The sequence below is a fragment of the Amycolatopsis sp. NPDC004079 genome, assembly GCF_040610415.1.
GTDB classification, from domain to species: Bacteria; Actinomycetota; Actinomycetes; order Mycobacteriales; family Pseudonocardiaceae; genus Amycolatopsis; species Amycolatopsis halotolerans.
In genome coordinates this window covers 1-15,361 of the sequence record NZ_JBEXMH010000120.1, presented here as the reverse complement: position 1 = coordinate 15,361, position 15,361 = coordinate 1, and the positions used below count along the sequence as shown (strand labels likewise).

At 68.4% G+C, this 15,361-nt stretch carries 16 protein-coding genes; 9 read left to right on the top strand and 7 right to left on the bottom strand.

Features of this window, described 5'->3' with window-relative positions; translation table 11 throughout:
• Nucleotides 1-203: 203 nt before the first annotated feature.
• Together ABZX37_RS47865 and ABZX37_RS47860 are read right to left on the bottom strand one after the other, a co-directional pair.
• Entirely contained in the window at nt 204-1,262 is a 1,059-nt protein-coding gene (locus ABZX37_RS47865; RefSeq protein WP_354751006.1) for a chitinase, read from the bottom strand.
• 186 nt (nt 1,263-1,448) lie between these two features.
• Nucleotides 1,449-3,539: a M4 family metallopeptidase gene (locus tag ABZX37_RS47860; RefSeq protein WP_354751005.1), complete on the bottom strand. Its 2,091-nt coding sequence runs from the start codon at nt 3,537-3,539 to the stop codon at nt 1,449-1,451.
• 359 nt (nt 3,540-3,898) lie between these two features.
• On the opposite strand from ABZX37_RS47860, the gene ABZX37_RS47855 reads away from it, so the two are divergent.
• Nucleotides 3,899-4,684, top strand: a complete 786-nt coding sequence (locus tag ABZX37_RS47855) for a TIGR00730 family Rossman fold protein (protein ID WP_354751004.1) — start codon at nt 3,899-3,901, stop codon at nt 4,682-4,684.
• On the top strand, nt 4,684-5,226 hold the full coding sequence (locus ABZX37_RS47850) for a TIGR00730 family Rossman fold protein (protein ID WP_354751003.1): 543 nt from the start codon (nt 4,684-4,686) through the stop codon (nt 5,224-5,226). Before ABZX37_RS47855 ends, ABZX37_RS47850 begins: the two co-directional genes overlap by 1 nt.
• Before the next feature lie 4 nt (nt 5,227-5,230).
• On the opposite strand, the gene ABZX37_RS47845 is transcribed toward ABZX37_RS47850, so the two are convergent.
• Nucleotides 5,231-5,905: a lysophospholipid acyltransferase family protein gene (locus ABZX37_RS47845; RefSeq protein WP_354751007.1), complete on the bottom strand. Its 675-nt coding sequence runs from the start codon at nt 5,903-5,905 to the stop codon at nt 5,231-5,233.
• A gap of 54 nt (nt 5,906-5,959) precedes the next feature.
• Between ABZX37_RS47845 and ABZX37_RS47840 the strand changes: the two genes are divergently transcribed.
• Nucleotides 5,960-6,865: a glucosyl-3-phosphoglycerate synthase gene (locus ABZX37_RS47840; protein ID WP_354751002.1), complete on the top strand. Its 906-nt coding sequence runs from the start codon at nt 5,960-5,962 to the stop codon at nt 6,863-6,865.
• A gap of 95 nt (nt 6,866-6,960) precedes the next feature.
• Complete coding sequence (locus ABZX37_RS47835) at nt 6,961-7,554, top strand: hypothetical protein (RefSeq protein ID WP_354751001.1); 594 nt, start codon at nt 6,961-6,963, stop codon at nt 7,552-7,554.
• Here the strand turns inward: ABZX37_RS47835 and cydC are convergent.
• The 4 genes from cydC to ABZX37_RS47815 are packed head-to-tail and all read right to left on the bottom strand — an operon-like array spanning nt 7,538 to nt 12,705.
• Nucleotides 7,538-9,046, bottom strand: a complete 1,509-nt coding sequence (gene cydC / locus ABZX37_RS47830; RefSeq protein WP_354751000.1) for a thiol reductant ABC exporter subunit CydC — start codon at nt 9,044-9,046, stop codon at nt 7,538-7,540. The genes ABZX37_RS47835 and cydC overlap by 17 nt on opposite strands.
• Nucleotides 9,043-10,542 carry a thiol reductant ABC exporter subunit CydD gene (cydD, locus tag ABZX37_RS47825; RefSeq protein WP_354750999.1) on the bottom strand — a complete coding sequence of 500 codons (1,500 nt, stop codon included), beginning with the start codon at nt 10,540-10,542 and terminating at the stop codon, nt 9,043-9,045. Before cydD ends, cydC begins: the two co-directional genes overlap by 4 nt.
• 12 nt (nt 10,543-10,554) lie before the next feature.
• On the bottom strand, nt 10,555-11,538 hold the full coding sequence (locus ABZX37_RS47820; RefSeq protein WP_354750998.1) for a cytochrome d ubiquinol oxidase subunit II: 984 nt from the start codon (nt 11,536-11,538) through the stop codon (nt 10,555-10,557).
• 3 nt (nt 11,539-11,541) lie between these two features.
• The gene (locus ABZX37_RS47815; RefSeq protein WP_354750997.1) at nt 11,542-12,705 is read right to left on the bottom strand and encodes a cytochrome ubiquinol oxidase subunit I; all 1,164 of its coding nucleotides are present in this window, start codon (nt 12,703-12,705) and stop codon (nt 11,542-11,544) included.
• A 140-nt stretch (nt 12,706-12,845) separates the two neighbouring features.
• Between ABZX37_RS47815 and ABZX37_RS47810 the strand changes: the two genes are divergently transcribed.
• From ABZX37_RS47810 to ABZX37_RS47790, 5 genes are read left to right on the top strand one after another with little or no spacing between them, the layout of a single operon-like run.
• On the top strand, nt 12,846-13,163 hold the full coding sequence (locus tag ABZX37_RS47810; protein WP_354750996.1) for a helix-turn-helix transcriptional regulator: 318 nt from the start codon (nt 12,846-12,848) through the stop codon (nt 13,161-13,163).
• Nucleotides 13,160-13,858, top strand: coding sequence for a permease prefix domain 1-containing protein (locus ABZX37_RS47805; protein WP_354750995.1), 699 nt, complete (start codon nt 13,160-13,162; stop codon nt 13,856-13,858). Before ABZX37_RS47810 ends, ABZX37_RS47805 begins: the two co-directional genes overlap by 4 nt.
• Nucleotides 13,855-14,184 (top strand): DivIVA domain-containing protein, encoded by a 330-nt coding sequence (locus ABZX37_RS47800; protein WP_354750994.1) that lies wholly within the window; start codon nt 13,855-13,857, stop codon nt 14,182-14,184. The genes ABZX37_RS47805 and ABZX37_RS47800 overlap by 4 nt, the downstream gene beginning before the upstream one ends.
• A complete protein-coding gene (locus ABZX37_RS47795) occupies nt 14,177-14,632 on the top strand; it encodes an SRPBCC family protein (protein WP_354750993.1) in 456 nt (151 codons plus the stop codon). Before ABZX37_RS47800 ends, ABZX37_RS47795 begins: the two co-directional genes overlap by 8 nt.
• Entirely contained in the window at nt 14,629-15,192 is a 564-nt protein-coding gene (locus ABZX37_RS47790) for a DNA-3-methyladenine glycosylase I (protein ID WP_354750992.1), read from the top strand. Before ABZX37_RS47795 ends, ABZX37_RS47790 begins: the two co-directional genes overlap by 4 nt.
• Nucleotides 15,193-15,361 lie beyond the last annotated feature (169 nt).

Genomic DNA, 15,361 nt, shown 5'->3' with positions numbered 1-15,361 from the left:
ACACCAACACGCCCACACCCCCACAACACAACCCACACCCACCAACAACATCAACAAAAAACCACCCGGTGGATCCAGGTCAGATTCCCTCAAGGTTCCCCTCACGGACAATGGGCCGCCGGGGAGAGGGGTCTCCCCGGCGGCCCGGTTAAGTGAGCTGTGGCCGGGGCGGCGCCTTGCGCAGCACCCCGGCCCGCAGCGGTCTAGCGGCCTTGCAGCGACTTCACGTTGTCGCCGAAGGTCCAGCCCCTTGAGCCGTCCCAGTTGATTGACCAGTCCATCAGGCCTTTGAGGCCCGGGACGCTTTGGTAGGCCTGCGAAACCGAGCCGGGGTCCATGTAGCCGCCGCCTGCGCCTGGTTGGGCTGGGAGGCCGGGGACCTGTTTGTCGGCGGGGACGCGGATGGTGGTGCCTTGTACGGTGAGGCCCTTGTCCAGGCACTGCGTCTGCACGGTGAATCCTTGCACCGTTCCGGCTTCGTAGCTGTCGCCGGAGCAGCCGTACATGGAGCCGTTGTAGTACTGCATGTTCAGCCACCACAGCTGGCCGTTGTCCACGTACTTCTTGATGATCGGCAGGTATGCGCCCCAGATTGAGCCATAGGTCACCGAACCTCCGGTGACGTAGGCCGTTTCCGGGGCCATGGTCAGGCCGAAGCCGGAGGGCATCTGCGACAGCACGCCGTCGATGATGCGTTCCAGGTTTGCTTGCGACGGGGACAGGGAGTTGATGTCGCCGCTGCTCGACAAGCCCGTTTCGATGTCGATGTCTATTCCGTCGAAGTTGTACTTCTTCAGGATCGGCACGATGGTGCTGACGAACTTGTCGGCGACCGAGCTGGACGACAGGTCGATGCCCGCTGCCGCGCCGCCGATGGACATCAGGATGGTGGCGCCGGCGTCTTTGGCCGCGCACATCTCGGCGGGGGTGGAGACCTTGACCGTGGCGTCCATGCCGTCTTCCCACTGCACGGTGCCGTCGGAGAGGATCACCGGGAAAGCGGCGTTGATGACGTTGTAGCCGTGTGCGGCCATGCTCGGGTCGTTGATCGGCACCCAGCCCATGCCGGGGTGGACGCCGTTCGAGGCTCCGTCCCAGTTTTCCCAGTATCCCTGCAGTACTGAGCCCGACGGTCTCGGCTTGACCGCGCAGGTGTCGGATTGCGGTGCGGTGGTCGCTGAGGCGGGGGCGACTCCTGCCAGCGGCAGTGCGAGCAGGGCCGCGATCGCGGTCCCGAACCAGCGCGATTTCCGTCCGTTCATCACGGGCTCCCGTCCGATAACGGTGTTGCCGCAACGGTAAGCGGCGGCGGCGGGGGATGCCTACCCCCGATCGTATGGTCTAGACAAATTCGAGGGCAGGTGGTCTGGACAACTACGAAAAGAGACCAGCCGGGCACGAAGCGCCGTGCCCGGCTGGTCTGGGGGAACTAGGGAGAGATTACTGCGTCAGCAGGCCCCGCTGTCGGTCCAGACGGCCCAGGAACCGGGTGCACCCGGCTCAGCGCCGACGGAGTACCACGACGAGGTCCACTTGTGGCTCTGGTACGAGACGACGTCGCCCGGACCGTAGAACTTGTTCGAGTCCCACGCCGTCACGCCGCCGCAGCCGCCCGGGTTGCCGCTGCCCACGGTGAGCGTGAAGTCGGCGGTGTGGGTGGCGTTCGCGCCGGTCGCGGTGATCGTGACCTTGCTGGTGCCGTTCGGCGTGCTGGCCGTCGTGGCGATCGTGACGGTCGCGGTGGCACCGGACTGGACGGTCGCCGGGTTGAACGTCGCGGTCGCGCCCGAGGGCAGGCCGCTCGCGGTCAGCTTCACCGACTGCGCGTTGCCGTTGGTGATCTTGGTGGTCACCGTCGACGTGGCCGACTGTCCAGGCTGGACAGTCGCGGTCGAGGGCGAGAGCGCGACCGAGAAGTCGTTGCCCGCGGGCGGGTTGCCGGAGCAGGTGGCCTCACCGGAAACCGCGGCGACCGAAACCGCGTCCCACGCCGCCTTGGTGGCGTTGAACTCGGTGCAGCTGCCCGGGAACAGGTCGACCGCCGCCTGCAGGGTGGCCTTGCGGGCCGCCTTGTGGTTCCAGGACGAGGTCTTGTGCAGCAGGCCGTTGTAGAAGATCTTGCCGGCCTTCTGGATGCCGATGCCGGTGATGCTGCTGTTGTTGCAGGTCGGGCTCGTCGGCTGGCCGTCGGTGGGCGAGGTGCCCTCGGACAGCAGGTAGAACCAGTGGTTCTGCGGGCCCGCGGCGGCGTGCACCTCGGTGTTCGGGATCGACGACGAGTAGCAGTTCGGGTCGCCCTCGCGGCTCGGGTCGTACATGTAGCGGATCGGGCCGTTGCCGACCAGGTTCACGCCCTCGCCGACGGTGAAGTCCGGGGTGTCGACCGGGTTGTTCGCGTAGAACTCGGTCAGCGCGCCGAACACGTCGCCGGTGGACTCGTTGAGCCCGCCGTTCTCGTTGCCCGAACCCGCGCCGCCCGGCGTGTTCTGGAAGATGCCGTGCCCGAACTCGTGTCCGGCCACGTCCATCGACGTCGCCTGGCGCTGGTTGTCCTGCGAGTGCCCGAAGTGGGTGGACGAGCCGTCCCAGTAGGCGTTGACGTCGTTCAGGCCGACCGACGCCGGGAAACCGTTGCCGTTGCCGTCGATGCCGCTGCGGCCCAGCCAGTCCTTGAGCATGTTCCACTCGGTCTGCACCGTGTAGAGCACGTCGACGCAGCCGGTTTCGAGGTCGGTGCCCTGCCCGTTGCCCCAGTTGTTGCTGGACTTCGTGAACACCGAGCCGCCCTCGCGGCCGCAGCTGATGCCGGGCCGGGTCGAGTCGCGCATCGAGTACGAGCCGCCGGAGCCGCTCGTGTCGATGTTGACCTGGCCGGCGTAGTAGCTGTTGCCGTTGCCCGCCGCGCGCGGGGCCGCGGCGTTCGAACCGGCCTTCGCCGGGCTTTCGGCCTTCACGTCGTCGCGCTGGTCGAGGACCTTGCCGGTGGCGGCGTCGACGAAGACGTGCAGGTTGCTCGGCGCCTTCGCGGTGCGGCCCTTGACGACGACCTCGTAGGCCAGTTTCGGCTGTGCGCCGCCGAGGACGACCAGATCAGGCTTGCTCACCGTGCTCACGGTCGGCAGCTGGCCGCGGGCGACCGAAGCCGCGCGCGCCGCGTCGACAGCAGGCGTGGTGCCCACGGTGATCGCCGCGCCGTCGGCGGAGTCGGTGCCGCGCACGCGGCCCGTTCCGTCGGCGACGATCACCGCATCCCCGCCGACGACCCGCAGGCCGTCGTAGGTGCGCTCGTAGGAGTTGTAATACAGCCCGGCGTCGCCCAGGGTGGTGCTGACGCGGTGCAGGCTCTCGGCCGAGCTCTTGCGGAGCCCGACCGCGCCTGCGGCGGCGACCCGGTCGGCGGCCGCGATCGCGGTGGCCTGCGGGTCTGCGGTGGGGTGGGCGGGGGCCGCGGATGCCGGGGTCACCGGCAGCGCGAGCAGGGAAAGGGCGAGACCGGCGACACTTGCGATGCCGGTGGCGAGCCCTCTTCTGGACGTCATCGACAGTCCTTTCGGGGTACACGATGGGGAAAAGCGCAACGCGTTGAGCTGGGCTGATCAGGCCGCGGACACCGTGAGTAAAAAAGCGCTCACGGGGGCGGTCAATGCGCTGAACGGACCAGCGGGACCCCGGGAGCGATCAGGACTATTCCTCTCAGGTGGCCTCGTAGCAGGGAAAACGCCGATTCGGGACGGGCCGGGCGACTTTCGTCGGTAGTTCCCGACAACCGGCCGTTGGTAGGAGGACCGGAACCCGCTGGTGGTCCGCTTTCGCGCGTTCAGCCGCGGGCAACCGATCCGTCACGCTCCGGTGCCCACGCGGGCGCCCGCCGCGGCCGATCGGCCCGTAGGCTTGGCTGGTGAGCGAACAGTCTGAGTTTCCCGACGGCCAGTACCCCGAACGTCCGGTGGAGCGGCACAAGGGCCCGGTGGTGCTCCGGCGCGATCGGCGCGATCAGGGCAGCACCACCGATCAGCGGCTGCTCGATTCGCGCGGGCCGAGCGACTGGGTGCACACCGACCCGTGGCGCGTGCTGCGCATCCAGGCCGAGTTCGTCGAAGGGTTCGGTGCGCTGGCCGAGGTTCCGCGCGCGGTGACGGTGTTCGGTTCGGCGCGCACCAAGCGCGACAACCCGGAATACGAACTGGGCCGCAAGATCGGGGCGGCGCTCGCCGACGCCGGGTTCGCGGTGATGACCGGCGGCGGCCCCGGCGCGATGGAAGCGGTGAACCGCGGCGCGAACGAGGCGGGCGGGTTCTCCGTCGGGCTGGGCATCGAGCTGCCGTTCGAACAGGGCCTGAACCCGTGGGTCGACCTCGGCGTGAACTTCCGCTATTTCTTCGCGCGCAAGACCATGTTCGTCAAGTATTCGCAGGCGTTCATCTGCCTTCCCGGCGGATTCGGCACGCTCGACGAACTGTTCGAGGCGCTCACGCTGGTCCAGACCAAGAAGGTCACGAAGTTCCCGGTGGTGCTGTTCGGCACCGAATACTGGGGCGGGCTGTACGACTGGATCGAGAAATCGGTGCTGGGCGGCGGGAAAATCGGCGAGAAGGACCTCGCCCTGCTGCACCTGACCGACGACATCGACGACGCGGTGCGCGTCGTGCGGGATTCTTACCAGGCCTGGGAGGACACGCACTGATGCGGATCTGTGTGTTCTGCGGTTCGGCGCAGGGCTTTTCGCCGGAGTACGCCGAGGCGGCGGCCGGCGTCGGGAAACTGCTGGCGCAGCGGGGAATCGGCCTCGTCTACGGCGGCGCGAGCGTCGGCACCATGGGCGTGGTGGCGAACGCCGCGCTCGAGGCGGGCGGCGAAGTGATCGGCGTGATCCCGGAAGTGCTGTCGAACGTGGAAATCGCGCACGGCGGGCTCACCGAATTGCACGTGGTCGCCGACATGCATCAGCGCAAGGCGAAAATGGCCGCGTTGTCGGACGCTTTCGTCGCGCTGCCCGGCGGCGTCGGCACGCTTGAGGAATTGTTCGAGGTGTGGACGTGGGCGCAGCTCGGCATTCACCGCAAGCCGATCGGACTGCTCGACGTGGCCGGGTATTACTCGCCGTTGGTGGCGTTCGCCGACCAGATGCTGGAGAAGGGTTTCCTGCGGCCGGAGACCCGGGAGTTGATCAGTGTCGCGTCTGACGCCGACAAGCTGGTCGACATCCTGAGCCGTTCGATCGGATAGCGCGTTACGACGCTTTTTCGTCCGGCCGTTTGTGATAGGTGTCGACGTATTCCTGTCCGGAGAGCTCGAGGATCGCGTACATGATCTCGTCGGTCACCGACCGGCGGATCGCCGAGGACGAGTCCTGGCCCTCGTAGCGCGAGAAGTCCAGTGGTTCGCCGAATCGGACCCGGATCTTGGCGGGCCGCGGGATTTTCGCGCCGTTCGGCTGGATGCCTTCGGTGCCGAACAACGCGACCGGAACCACCTTCGCCCCGGTGGACAGTGCGAGTGCGGCGACGCCGGTGTGCCCGCGGTGCAGCCGTCCGTCGAGCGAGCGGGTGCCCTCGGGGTAGATCGCGAACACGCCGCCGTCGGTGAGGACCTTGCGGCCCGCTTCGAGCGCGGCGAGCCCGGCCTGGGCGTTGCCGCGTTCGACCGGGATGTAGCCGAGCGCGTCGAGCGATTTCGCGATGAACCGGCCCTTGAGCCCCTTGCCGGTGAAGTACTCGGCCTTGCCCAGGAACCGGACCTGCCGCGGCGTGGTGAACGTGATCACACCGGTGTCCAGCGCCGCCCGGTGGTTGGAGGCGAGCAGGACCGGGCCGTCCCCGGGGATGTTCTCCACGCCCTCGACCTTGGGCCGGTACAGCGCGCGGACCAGCGGTCCGAGCACGAAACGGACGAGCAGCGTGAGCAAAGGTTCTCCCTCCGGAGGATCGGGCACCGGCTCCAGCATGGCACGATCGCCTCCATGAGCTGGTTTCACCGTCGCACCTGGCAGGAGCCCGGGTGGAGCGCCGCGGACATCCTCGCCGCCAAACGCGGCCGGACCGTGTCGGTCGTGCTGCCGGCGCTGGACGAGGAGGAAACGGTCGCCGCGGTGGTCGCGTCGGTGCGCCCGCTGCTCGGCGGGGTCGTCGACGAGCTGGTGGTCGTCGACTCCGGTTCCACGGACGCGACCGTCGAGGTCGCCGCGGCCGCGGGCGCTCGTGTGGTGCGCCGCGAGGACGTCGTGCCGGAGCTGACGCCGCGTCCCGGCAAGGGCGAGGTGCTGTGGCGCTCGCTCGCCGCGACGACCGGGGACCTGGTGGTGTTCCTCGACTCCGACCTGGTCGACCCGGACCCGGCCTTCGTGCCCTCGCTGCTCGGCCCGCTGCTCACCGAGGACGGGGTGCACCTGGTCAAAGGCTTCTACCGCCGCCCGCTGCGGCTGGAGAGCACCGGCGGCGGCCGGGTCACCGAACTGCTGGCGCGGCCGGTGCTGTCCGCGCTGCGCCCGGCGCTGGGCGAACTGGTGCAGCCGCTCGGCGGCGAGTACGCGGGCACGCGCGAGTTCCTGGAGTCGGTGCCGTTCGCCGGCGGGTACGGCGTGGAGATCGGCCTGCTGCTGGACGCCGAGGAGCGCTACGGCCTCGACGGCTTGGCGCAGGTCAACCTCGGCGTGCGCAAACACCGCAACCGGTCGCTGCTGCAGCTCGGCGTGATGGCCCGGCAGATCCTCGGCACGGCGTTGGCCCGCTGCGGGATGCCGAGCGCGGAGGCGGCGCGGTTCACGCAGTTCGTGCAGGTGTCCGGGGAGTGGGTGCCGGACGCGACGGAGGTGCCGGTGGCGGACCGGCCGCCGATGCGGGAGGTTCTTGCCGCTCGGCAGCCGTGACGCCCGTCCACATTGGACAGTACGCGGTTCCTTCATCGAGATGTCATCGCCGCGCGCTACGTTCCGGGGCCGATCCGATTCGACTCGCGGGGGCGATGGATGTGTTCAAGGACCTGCTGGATATCGGCACCTTGACCCGGCTGAAACGGCGAAATCTGCTCGCTCGGCAGCCGAACCGGAAGACCGTGCGGGTCTTCGTCGACGACGGCAGCCGGGACGGCTTCCCAGTCGGCTGGGCCGAGCTGGCTCCGCATCCTTTCACAGGGCGCCCCGCGTGGCGGACTGTCTACCGCAGCGTGCCCGGCGACGACGACAGCTACTGGCGCGGGGGACTGGCCCGCCGGGCCGGCTACAAGCCGCTGGACCACGGGGGAAACGACGTGGTCCGACTGTCGATCGACGAGATCCTCACGCTCGCCCGGTGGGGAGACGTGCTGGCCGCCCGTGAAGTCCGCGCCGGCCGGACCGGGGCTTACACCGCCACGATGGACCCGGTGCAGGCCGAGTGGCTGGCCGGGCTCGACGCGCCGAAGGGGATCACTCATCTCGGCGGCGGACGGGTCCGGCTCACCAATGTCGTCGTCGCGCTCTTCCGGGGTTCGCCGGAATCGCAGCCGCACGTTGACGCGAAGGACCGGTTCCGCCTCGATCCGATGGACCCGCCGATTCAGCTCACCCGGGAACAGTGAGCGCCAGTCGCCCTTCCTCGAGGGTGAGGACCTGGTCGAACCCGTGGACGTGCTCCGGCCGGTGCGTCACCAGCACGACGGTTCCCTTAGCCTGCGCGAGAACTCGGGCCAGGACTTCGTCGCCGTGTGCGGGGTCGAGGCCTTCCACCGGTTCGTCGAGGACCAGGACCGGCGGTGCGGCGAGCACGGCGCGGGCGAGGATCAGCCGTTGGCGCTGACCGCCGGAGAGAGCGTCGCCGTCTTGGCCGGTGTCTCGGTCCAGCGGGAGGTCGAAGCCCGCGGTTTCGCAGGCGGCGCGCAGGTCGTCGTCGGTGGCTTCCGGGTTGGCGAGCAGCAGGTTTTCGCGGACGGTCGTGGCGAAGACGTGTGCGTCGGCGAGAGCTCCGGAGATCACGGCGGGGTGTGGTCCGGCCACGGGACGGTCGTCGACGGTGACCGTGCCGGACGTGGGGGAGACGAAGCCGAGCAGGACGTGCAGCAGGGTCGTTTTTCCGGCTCCGGAGGGGCCGAGGATGCCCAGCCGGGTGCCGGGCGGCAGGTCGAGGTCGATGCCTTCGAGTGCGGCTCGGCGGGCGGGATAGTGCACGCCGACGTTCGTCAGCCGGAAATGGCCTGGACCACGGGCGGGTTCCGGGGCAGGTGCTGGGGCGGCGAGGACGGCGCGTACTCGGCTCAGCGACGCCCGGATTTCGGGGAGGCGCTCGGCGGCGGTGACCAGGGCCAGGACCAGTTCGAACAGGGCCATCGTGGTCAGGGCGAGGGCAGCGGTGACCGGGATGCTTGCTGGGCTGAGCAATGCGACTGCGGCGGTGGTCGCGAACTGGACGGCTGATCCGGCGGCGGTGACCAGGGCCAGGCGGCGGCCGGTGCGACGGGAGTCTGCGGCTAGTCCCTGGATCACCTTGGCCGCGCGGTCTTTCTCGCGTTGTTCCCAGCCGTAGGCGATCAGTTCATCGCGGCCGAGGACGAGTTCTACGGTGCGTTCGGCGAGCTCCTGTCGTCTCTCGGGTGTCTTTCCGCTGGGGACCAGCAGAATTGAGACCGCGAGTAGTCCGATGAGGACGATCACGGCGAGTGGAAGGGTTACCAGTCCGGCGAAAATCACCACCGCGATACCGACGGTTCCCGCTACCACAGCCGGTAGCGCGAGCCGGAGAATGGCGTCCTGTACAGCATCCACATCGGACACCAGGCGCGTGACCAGATCCGCGCCGGAGTGTTCGGCGACGCGGCGGGGGAGCAGCGCTTGGTACACCCGGGTTCGCAGGGAGCCGAGGTAGCGGAGGACGACGTCGTGTCCGGCAAGGCGTTCGGCGTACCGGAGTCCGCCGCGGGCCAGCGCGAAAACCCGCACGGCGACGATCGCGAGCGTGAGCGCGGCGAGCGGAGGTTGTTCGGCGGCGCGCATGAGCAACCACGCCGCGGTTCCGGTCAGTCCGAGCCCGGCGAGTTCGGCGCCGACGGCGAGCAGGGTCGCGCGGACGAGTTTCATACGGTCACCCCATGGTTGAGTTCGACCGTCCGCGACGCGAGTGCGGCCAGCGCCGGTCGGTGCGCGACCAGGACCGCGGTGCGGCCGGGCAGCAGTTCCCTCGCTCCTGCCAGCACGGTTGCTTCAGTGCGCGCGTCGAGGCGGGCGGTGGGTTCGTCCAGCAGGACCAGTCCGGCTTCGGTGCGGGACAAAGCTCGGGCCAGGCCGACGCGTTGCCGTTGTCCGGCGGACAGTCCGGCACCCAGTTCGCCGATCTGCGTCGCGTAACCGTCGGGGAGGTCGGTGACGATGTCGTCGACCCGTCGTCCGCCGGTGTTTTCCTTGAGGGTGCCGCGAAACAGCGTCGGACGTTGTGGCAGCCACGCGGCGTCGCGCAGCCAGGACGAATGGTCGAGGGTGCGCAGGTCGATGCCGTCGACCAGGACTCGGCCGGAGGTTGGCTCGACGAAACCCAGCAGTACCGCGAGCAGGGTGGACTTGCCGGAACCGCTCGGTCCGACCAAGGCGAGGTGTTCGCCGGGGTTAATTGTTAAGTCCACTTCGGACAGCGCGCGGGTTTCGCCGTAGTGCACGGAGACGCGGTCGAACACCACTTCCGGTGGGCCGAGGCGACGCGTCTGAGTGCCGGATCGGCGGACTGCGGTTGGTGCGGCAAGGATCTCTTTCAGTGCGGTAAGTCCTTCGGTAGCGGCGTGGAACTTCGCTCCGGCCGCGCGCAGCGGTAGGTACGCCTCGGGGGCGAGAACCAGGATCAGCATCGCGGTGTGCGCGGTCATCGAGCCGGACAGCAGTCGGAATCCGATGGGTACTGCGACAAGTGCGATAGACAGGGTCGCGACGAGTTCCAGCACCAGCGCCGACAGAAAGGCGACTTTTAACGTCCGGATGGTGGCGTCGGCGTGCGCGTCGGCCATCTCGCGCACGATGCGGGCCTGGGCTTGCGCGCGGCCGAACAACTTGAGCGTCGGCAAACCGCGAACGACGTCGAGAAAGTGCCCGCCCAGCCTGGTCAGCAGTGTCCATTGTGTAGGTGCCTTTGTGTGCGCGCCGATCAATGCGCCGAAGAGCGGGATCAACGGGATGGTGGCAGTCACGATCAAAGCGGAGGTTAGATCCGCGGTGAAAAGCCTTGCCAGTACAGCGATTGGCACCAGTACGGACAGGACCATCGCGGGCAGGTAGCCGGTGAGATAGGTCGCCGTGGCATCGACGCCTTTGGTGATTCGCGTGGCGGTCGCGCCGGGGTCGCCGGTCGCGTCGAGCAACCGGCGACGCAGACCTGCTTGTGCCGAAGCCGCGAAACGGCTGGTGAACAGGCCCTGTCCGGCGGCGAGCAGGATCCGCGCCCCGACGGCGACGAACAGGGCGACCGAAACGCCGCCGCCGGTGAGCAGGGTCGCCAGCCCGTCCGCCTGGACGAGCACGGAGACAGCGGTGGCGACACCCAGCACGGCGAGCGCCACGAGATAACCGCGGAGACCAGGTAGCGCAGGCATGGCGAGACTCCTTCAGAAGTGCAGCAACGACTTCTCGTCGACCGGACGCCGGTGTGCCCGCCAGGTCAGCCACTGTACGGCGACCAGCACGAGAAGCGCGGGGGCGGCGAACCAGCCGATCACCGCGGCCATGTCCGGCGTGGTGGCGGCCTGATCGACGGTCAGCTGGTAGCCCGTGCCGGAGGACAAGACGACCGGGAACCGCAGCACGCCGACCAGCAGTGCCGGGCAAGCGCTCAGAAGCATTGCGGCGGGCAACGCCAGCCGGGGTCGACGGAGTCCGAAGAGGACAGTCAGGTAGGCCGCGAACGCGATGGCGACAACCGCTAACGCCGCCCAAGAAACGTGGGAAACCGAGAAAGCGCCCCAAGTCGTCGCAATCACCAGAAACACGCCGACCGGAGCCAGGAAGGACCGAGTCAGTCGCCGAACCCGGCCGGCGATCTCCACCGGACCACGAACCGCGAGGAAAACCAGGCCCTGCAGGCAGAACAGCGCCACGAATCCGAGCCCCCACAGCGCCGCATAAGGATTGAACAGCGCCAGAACGTCGTCGACCGGACGGCCTTGCGCGTCGAGCGGAAGCCCGCGCACGAGGTTGCCGAGGAACAATCCCCACGAGACCGCAGTGACCAGCGCACCCGCGGTAATGGCGAACGTCCATCCGCGCCGGTTGCCCTCCGGATGCCGACTCCGCAGCTGCACTGCCGCGGTGAACGTGACCAATCCCAGCAGCAACAGCACGACCAGCACGTAAGCCCCGGCGAACACCCGCCCTTCCAGGTGCGGGAAGGCGCCGAACAGCACCCCGACGGCCGCGACCAGCCACACCTCGTTGGCCAGGAAGAACGGGCCCACCGCGCCGAGCACCCGTCGCTGTCCAGGCTCGTCACGGGAGATCGCGGGCTGCAGCATCCCGACGCCGTAGTCGTAGCCAGCCAGCGCGAAGTAGCCGCCCAGCAGCAAACCGAGCACACCCCACCAGATCGTCACCACGGGTCACACCCCACTCAGGACGGGAAGTTCGGGTTCCGTCGCCGCGACAGCCGGACCGCGTTTGGCGATCCGCGCCAGCAGCACCCAGTCGGCGATGGCCAGCACGACGAACAACAGCGTGAAGGCGATGAAGGAGAACAGGATCTGCCCGCCGCTGACGTCGGCGACCGCGTCCGCGGTGCGCAGCTTGCCCCACACCAGCCACGGCTGACGGCCGATCTCGCGGACCAGCCAGCCCAGGATCGCGGCGATGAACGGCACGGCGATCCCCGGCACCATCAGGAAGAGCACCGGCCGCGCCCGCAGCAGCAGGTCGCGGAACAGCAGCAGCGTGCCGATCAGCGAGGCGAAGAAAGCGAAGAAGCCGACCATGATCATCATCCCGAGCGGCAGCCCGACGCCGACCGAACCTTTGAACTTGTCCGGCTGGTACCCGGCGACCTCCGCGAACTGCGCGAACCCGGCCTGTACCACCAGCACGCTCCCGATCAGCGACGTCACGACGCCCATCCGCAGCGACCGGCGGAAGAAGTCGATCTCGCTGGTGCGCTTGAAAAAGTGGTACGCACTGACGCCGGTCACGAAGAACCCGCCGGTCAGCAGCGCGGCCCCGACGACGTGCGGCAGCGACGCGACCAGCGCCGGGTTGGCGAACAAGGCGCCGAAGTCGTCCAGGCGCAGCACGCCGTTCTCCATCCGCGAGCCCACCGGGTTCTGCAGGAAGGAGTTGGCGACCATGATGAACAGTGCCGAGGCGTACGCGGTCAGCGTGACCAGCCACAGCACCGCCAGATGCAGCCACTTGTTCATCCGGCCGCGGCCGAAGATCCACAGTCCGAGGAACGTCGATTCCAGGAAGAACGCCACCAGCGTCTCGATCGCGAGCGGCGCGCCGAAAACGTCCCCGGCGAACGCGGACAGCCCGGCCCAGGTCATCCCGAACTGGAATTCCATCACGATTCCGGTGACGATTCCCAGTGCGTAGTTGACCACGTACAGACGGCCCCAGAACGCGGTCATCCGGTGCGGCTGCTCGCCGCCGCGGATCGTCGCGCGCGTCTGCATGATCGCCACCATGGTCACCAAACCCAAGGTGAGCAGGACAAACAGGAAGTGAAGCGAGGTGGTGGTCGCGAACTGGAGTCTCGCGATCGGCAGTGGGTCCATGCCGACGGATCCTATACGTAGCGCGACTACATGTAGCGGGCAAACCCGTGAGATCGGGGTGATCTCAGGGTTTTTCCCGGACGGTTCCGCGGGCGGCGGAGATTAGCCTGCCAAAGACAAGATGAGTAGACTGCCGACCTATGAAAGCGGACACGTTGCGCGGACACCTCGACGCGTTGCTGCTCGCCGTCCTCGACGGCCGCAAGCTGCACGGCTACGCGATCATCGAGGCGCTGTCGCTGCGCAGCGACGGAGCGCTCGACCTGCCCACCGGCACGGTGTACCCGGCGTTGCGCCGGCTCGAGCGCGCCGGCTGGCTGGCGAGCGAATGGGACGTGGTGTCCGGCCGCAAACGGCGCACCTACCGGCTCACTCGTGCCGGGCAGCAGGCGCTGGCCGCGGAACGGGCGCAGTGGCGGGAGTTCACCACGGTGATCGGCGGGGTGCTGGAACCATGACCACGACAAGCCGGGCCACGACCAGCCCGATCGACGGCTACCTGGCCGAATTGGACCGGGTGCTGGTCGGCCGCCGCGGCGCGAAGGCGGACCTGCTCGCCGAAGCACGCGACGGTCTGCGGGACGCGGCCGAGGCGTACCGCGAGGGCGGCTGGAGCGAGACAGAGGCGCAACGCCGCGCGGTAGCGGATTTCGGCCACGTCCGCGAGGTTGCCGACGACTACCAAGCGGAACTGAGCATGCACAACGGCGTACGGACGCTGTGGCTGCTCGTTCTCGGCGTACCGGCGATGCAAGCGTCGTGGGAGCTGGCGCGCATCTTCACTTACGGTTCCTGGTCGCGGCTGACCACCCCGAACCCCGGCTGGTACCCGTACGTCACGCAGCTCACCCATGCCGCGCTCTACGCCGTGCCCGTCCTCGGCCTTCTCGCTCTGCTGAGCACGAGGTTGCTGAGCCGCCGCTTCGGCGGCGTGCGCACGGCCGGCGTCTGCCGGGTGCTGGCCGCGATCGCGGTGGGCCTCAACCTGTTCTCGATCCTGCTCCTGATCGGAGCGACCGGAGTGGTCGACGCCGCGCGCCTGTTCCTCAGCGGTCCGTGCGGCTTGCTGATGGTCTCGTGGGTGGTCCTGTCGTTCCGACTTGTCGTGCTAGCGCGACGTTCCTGGGGACGGTGTGCCACGATCGTCGCGTGACGACCGCGCTGATCTACCTCGTAGTCATGCTGCTGGTGGCCGCCGTGGTGTTCCTGCTGGCCGCTGTGGTGTTCGGCCGGGGCGAGGAACTGGCGCCGCTGCCGCCCGGCAGCTCGCCCACCCGCCTGCCCGCCGAGGACATCACCGGCGAGGACGTCCGCCAGGTGCGCTTCCAGCTCGTGTTCCGCGGGTACAAGATGTCCGAAGTAGACTGGGTGCTGCGCAGGACCGGCGTTGAACTGGACGAACTGCGCGAACGGGTCGCCCGCCTGGAAGCCACGCGGCAACCGCGCGAAGCGGCGCACCGGAGGCCGACAGGTGAGTGACCTGGTGCTGTCGGTAGACGTCGCGGCACCGGCTGGCACGACCTGGCTAGCGCTCACCGACTGGGCCCGCCAAGGCGAGTGGATGCTGGGCACGCGGGTGCGGGTCGTCGAAGGCAACGGCCGCAGCGTCGGCTCGAAGCTGTCGGCCTTCACCGGCTTCGGCGGCATCGGTTTCACCGACACCATGGAAATCACGACCTGGGAACCGCCCCTGCGCTGCACGGTGCGCCACCTGGGCAGCTTCGTGCAGGGAACCGGCGTCTTCCAAGTGCTGTCGAAGGGCGCCGGGCACTGCACCTTCGTCTGGGCCGAACACCTCAAACTGCCGTTCGGCCTGCTGGGCCGCGCAGGCTGGCCCTTAGCGCGCCCCGCGTTCGCCCTGGGAGTACGCCATTCGCTGCGCCAGTTCGCGAGGTTCGCGGAGAACTATTCAATGGGGGAGCAATGACGGAACTGCTGGGCGAAGACGGCATCGCCCGCTGCAGCTGGGGCAACTCAGCCCCCGACTACGCGACGTACCACGACGAGGAGTGGGGCGTCCCGCTGCACGGCGAGGCGGAGCTGTACGAACGCCTGTGCCTAGAGTCGTTCCAGTCCGGACTGTCCTGGATCACCATCCTGCGCAAACGCGAGAACTTCCGAAAAGCCTTCCGAGGCTTCGCCCCTGAGAAGGTCGCGCGCTTCAAGGAGAAGGACGTCGAACGCCTGATGCAGGACGCCGGCATCGTCCGCAACCGCGCGAAAATCGAAGCGGCAGTGAAGAACGCCCGCGCAGTGGCAGACCTGGACATCCCGCTAGACAAGCTGCTGTGGTCCTTCGCCCCGGCAAAACACCGCCGCCCCCGCACCATGGCCGACGTCCCCGCGATCACTGACGAGTCGAAGGCAATGGCCAAAGACCTGAAGAAGCGCGGCTTCGCCTTCCTGGGCCCCACCACCTGCTACGCCCTGATGCAAGCCACCGGCATGGTCGACGATCACGTCAAAGGCTGCTTCCGCGCAGCGTGAGGGCCACCTTCAGGGACTCAGAGTCCCCTCAGGGTTCCCCTCACAGCCCTAAACCGCAGCCGATGCACCCGACAATCGGTGCACCCAGCCCCTCCCCCCCGCACCCCGATACGAAGCCTCTCTGCGGTCTGGGGCGGCTTGTCAAGGCATCTTTCCCGCCTTGACAAGC

What these genes read in the sequence shown, in the direction of transcription:
- ABZX37_RS47865 (WP_354751006.1), bottom strand. Translation starts at nt 1,262, where the DNA reads ATGAACGGACGGAAATCGCGCTGGTTCGGGACCGCGATCGCGGCCCTG.
- ABZX37_RS47860 (WP_354751005.1), bottom strand. Translation starts at nt 3,539, where the DNA reads ATGACGTCCAGAAGAGGGCTCGCCACCGGCATCGCAAGTGTCGCCGGT.
- ABZX37_RS47850 (WP_354751003.1), top strand. Translation starts at nt 4,684, where the DNA reads ATGCGGATCTGTGTGTTCTGCGGTTCGGCGCAGGGCTTTTCGCCGGAG.
- ABZX37_RS47840 (WP_354751002.1), top strand. Translation starts at nt 5,960, where the DNA reads ATGAGCTGGTTTCACCGTCGCACCTGGCAGGAGCCCGGGTGGAGCGCC.
- ABZX37_RS47835 (WP_354751001.1), top strand. Translation starts at nt 6,961, where the DNA reads ATGGATGTGTTCAAGGACCTGCTGGATATCGGCACCTTGACCCGGCTG.
- cydC (WP_354751000.1), bottom strand. Translation starts at nt 9,046, where the DNA reads ATGAAACTCGTCCGCGCGACCCTGCTCGCCGTCGGCGCCGAACTCGCC.
- cydD (WP_354750999.1), bottom strand. Translation starts at nt 10,542, where the DNA reads ATGCCTGCGCTACCTGGTCTCCGCGGTTATCTCGTGGCGCTCGCCGTG.
- ABZX37_RS47815 (WP_354750997.1), bottom strand. Translation starts at nt 12,705, where the DNA reads ATGGACCCACTGCCGATCGCGAGACTCCAGTTCGCGACCACCACCTCG.
- ABZX37_RS47810 (WP_354750996.1), top strand. Translation starts at nt 12,846, where the DNA reads ATGAAAGCGGACACGTTGCGCGGACACCTCGACGCGTTGCTGCTCGCC.
- ABZX37_RS47805 (WP_354750995.1), top strand. Translation starts at nt 13,160, where the DNA reads ATGACCACGACAAGCCGGGCCACGACCAGCCCGATCGACGGCTACCTG.
- ABZX37_RS47790 (WP_354750992.1), top strand. Translation starts at nt 14,629, where the DNA reads ATGACGGAACTGCTGGGCGAAGACGGCATCGCCCGCTGCAGCTGGGGC.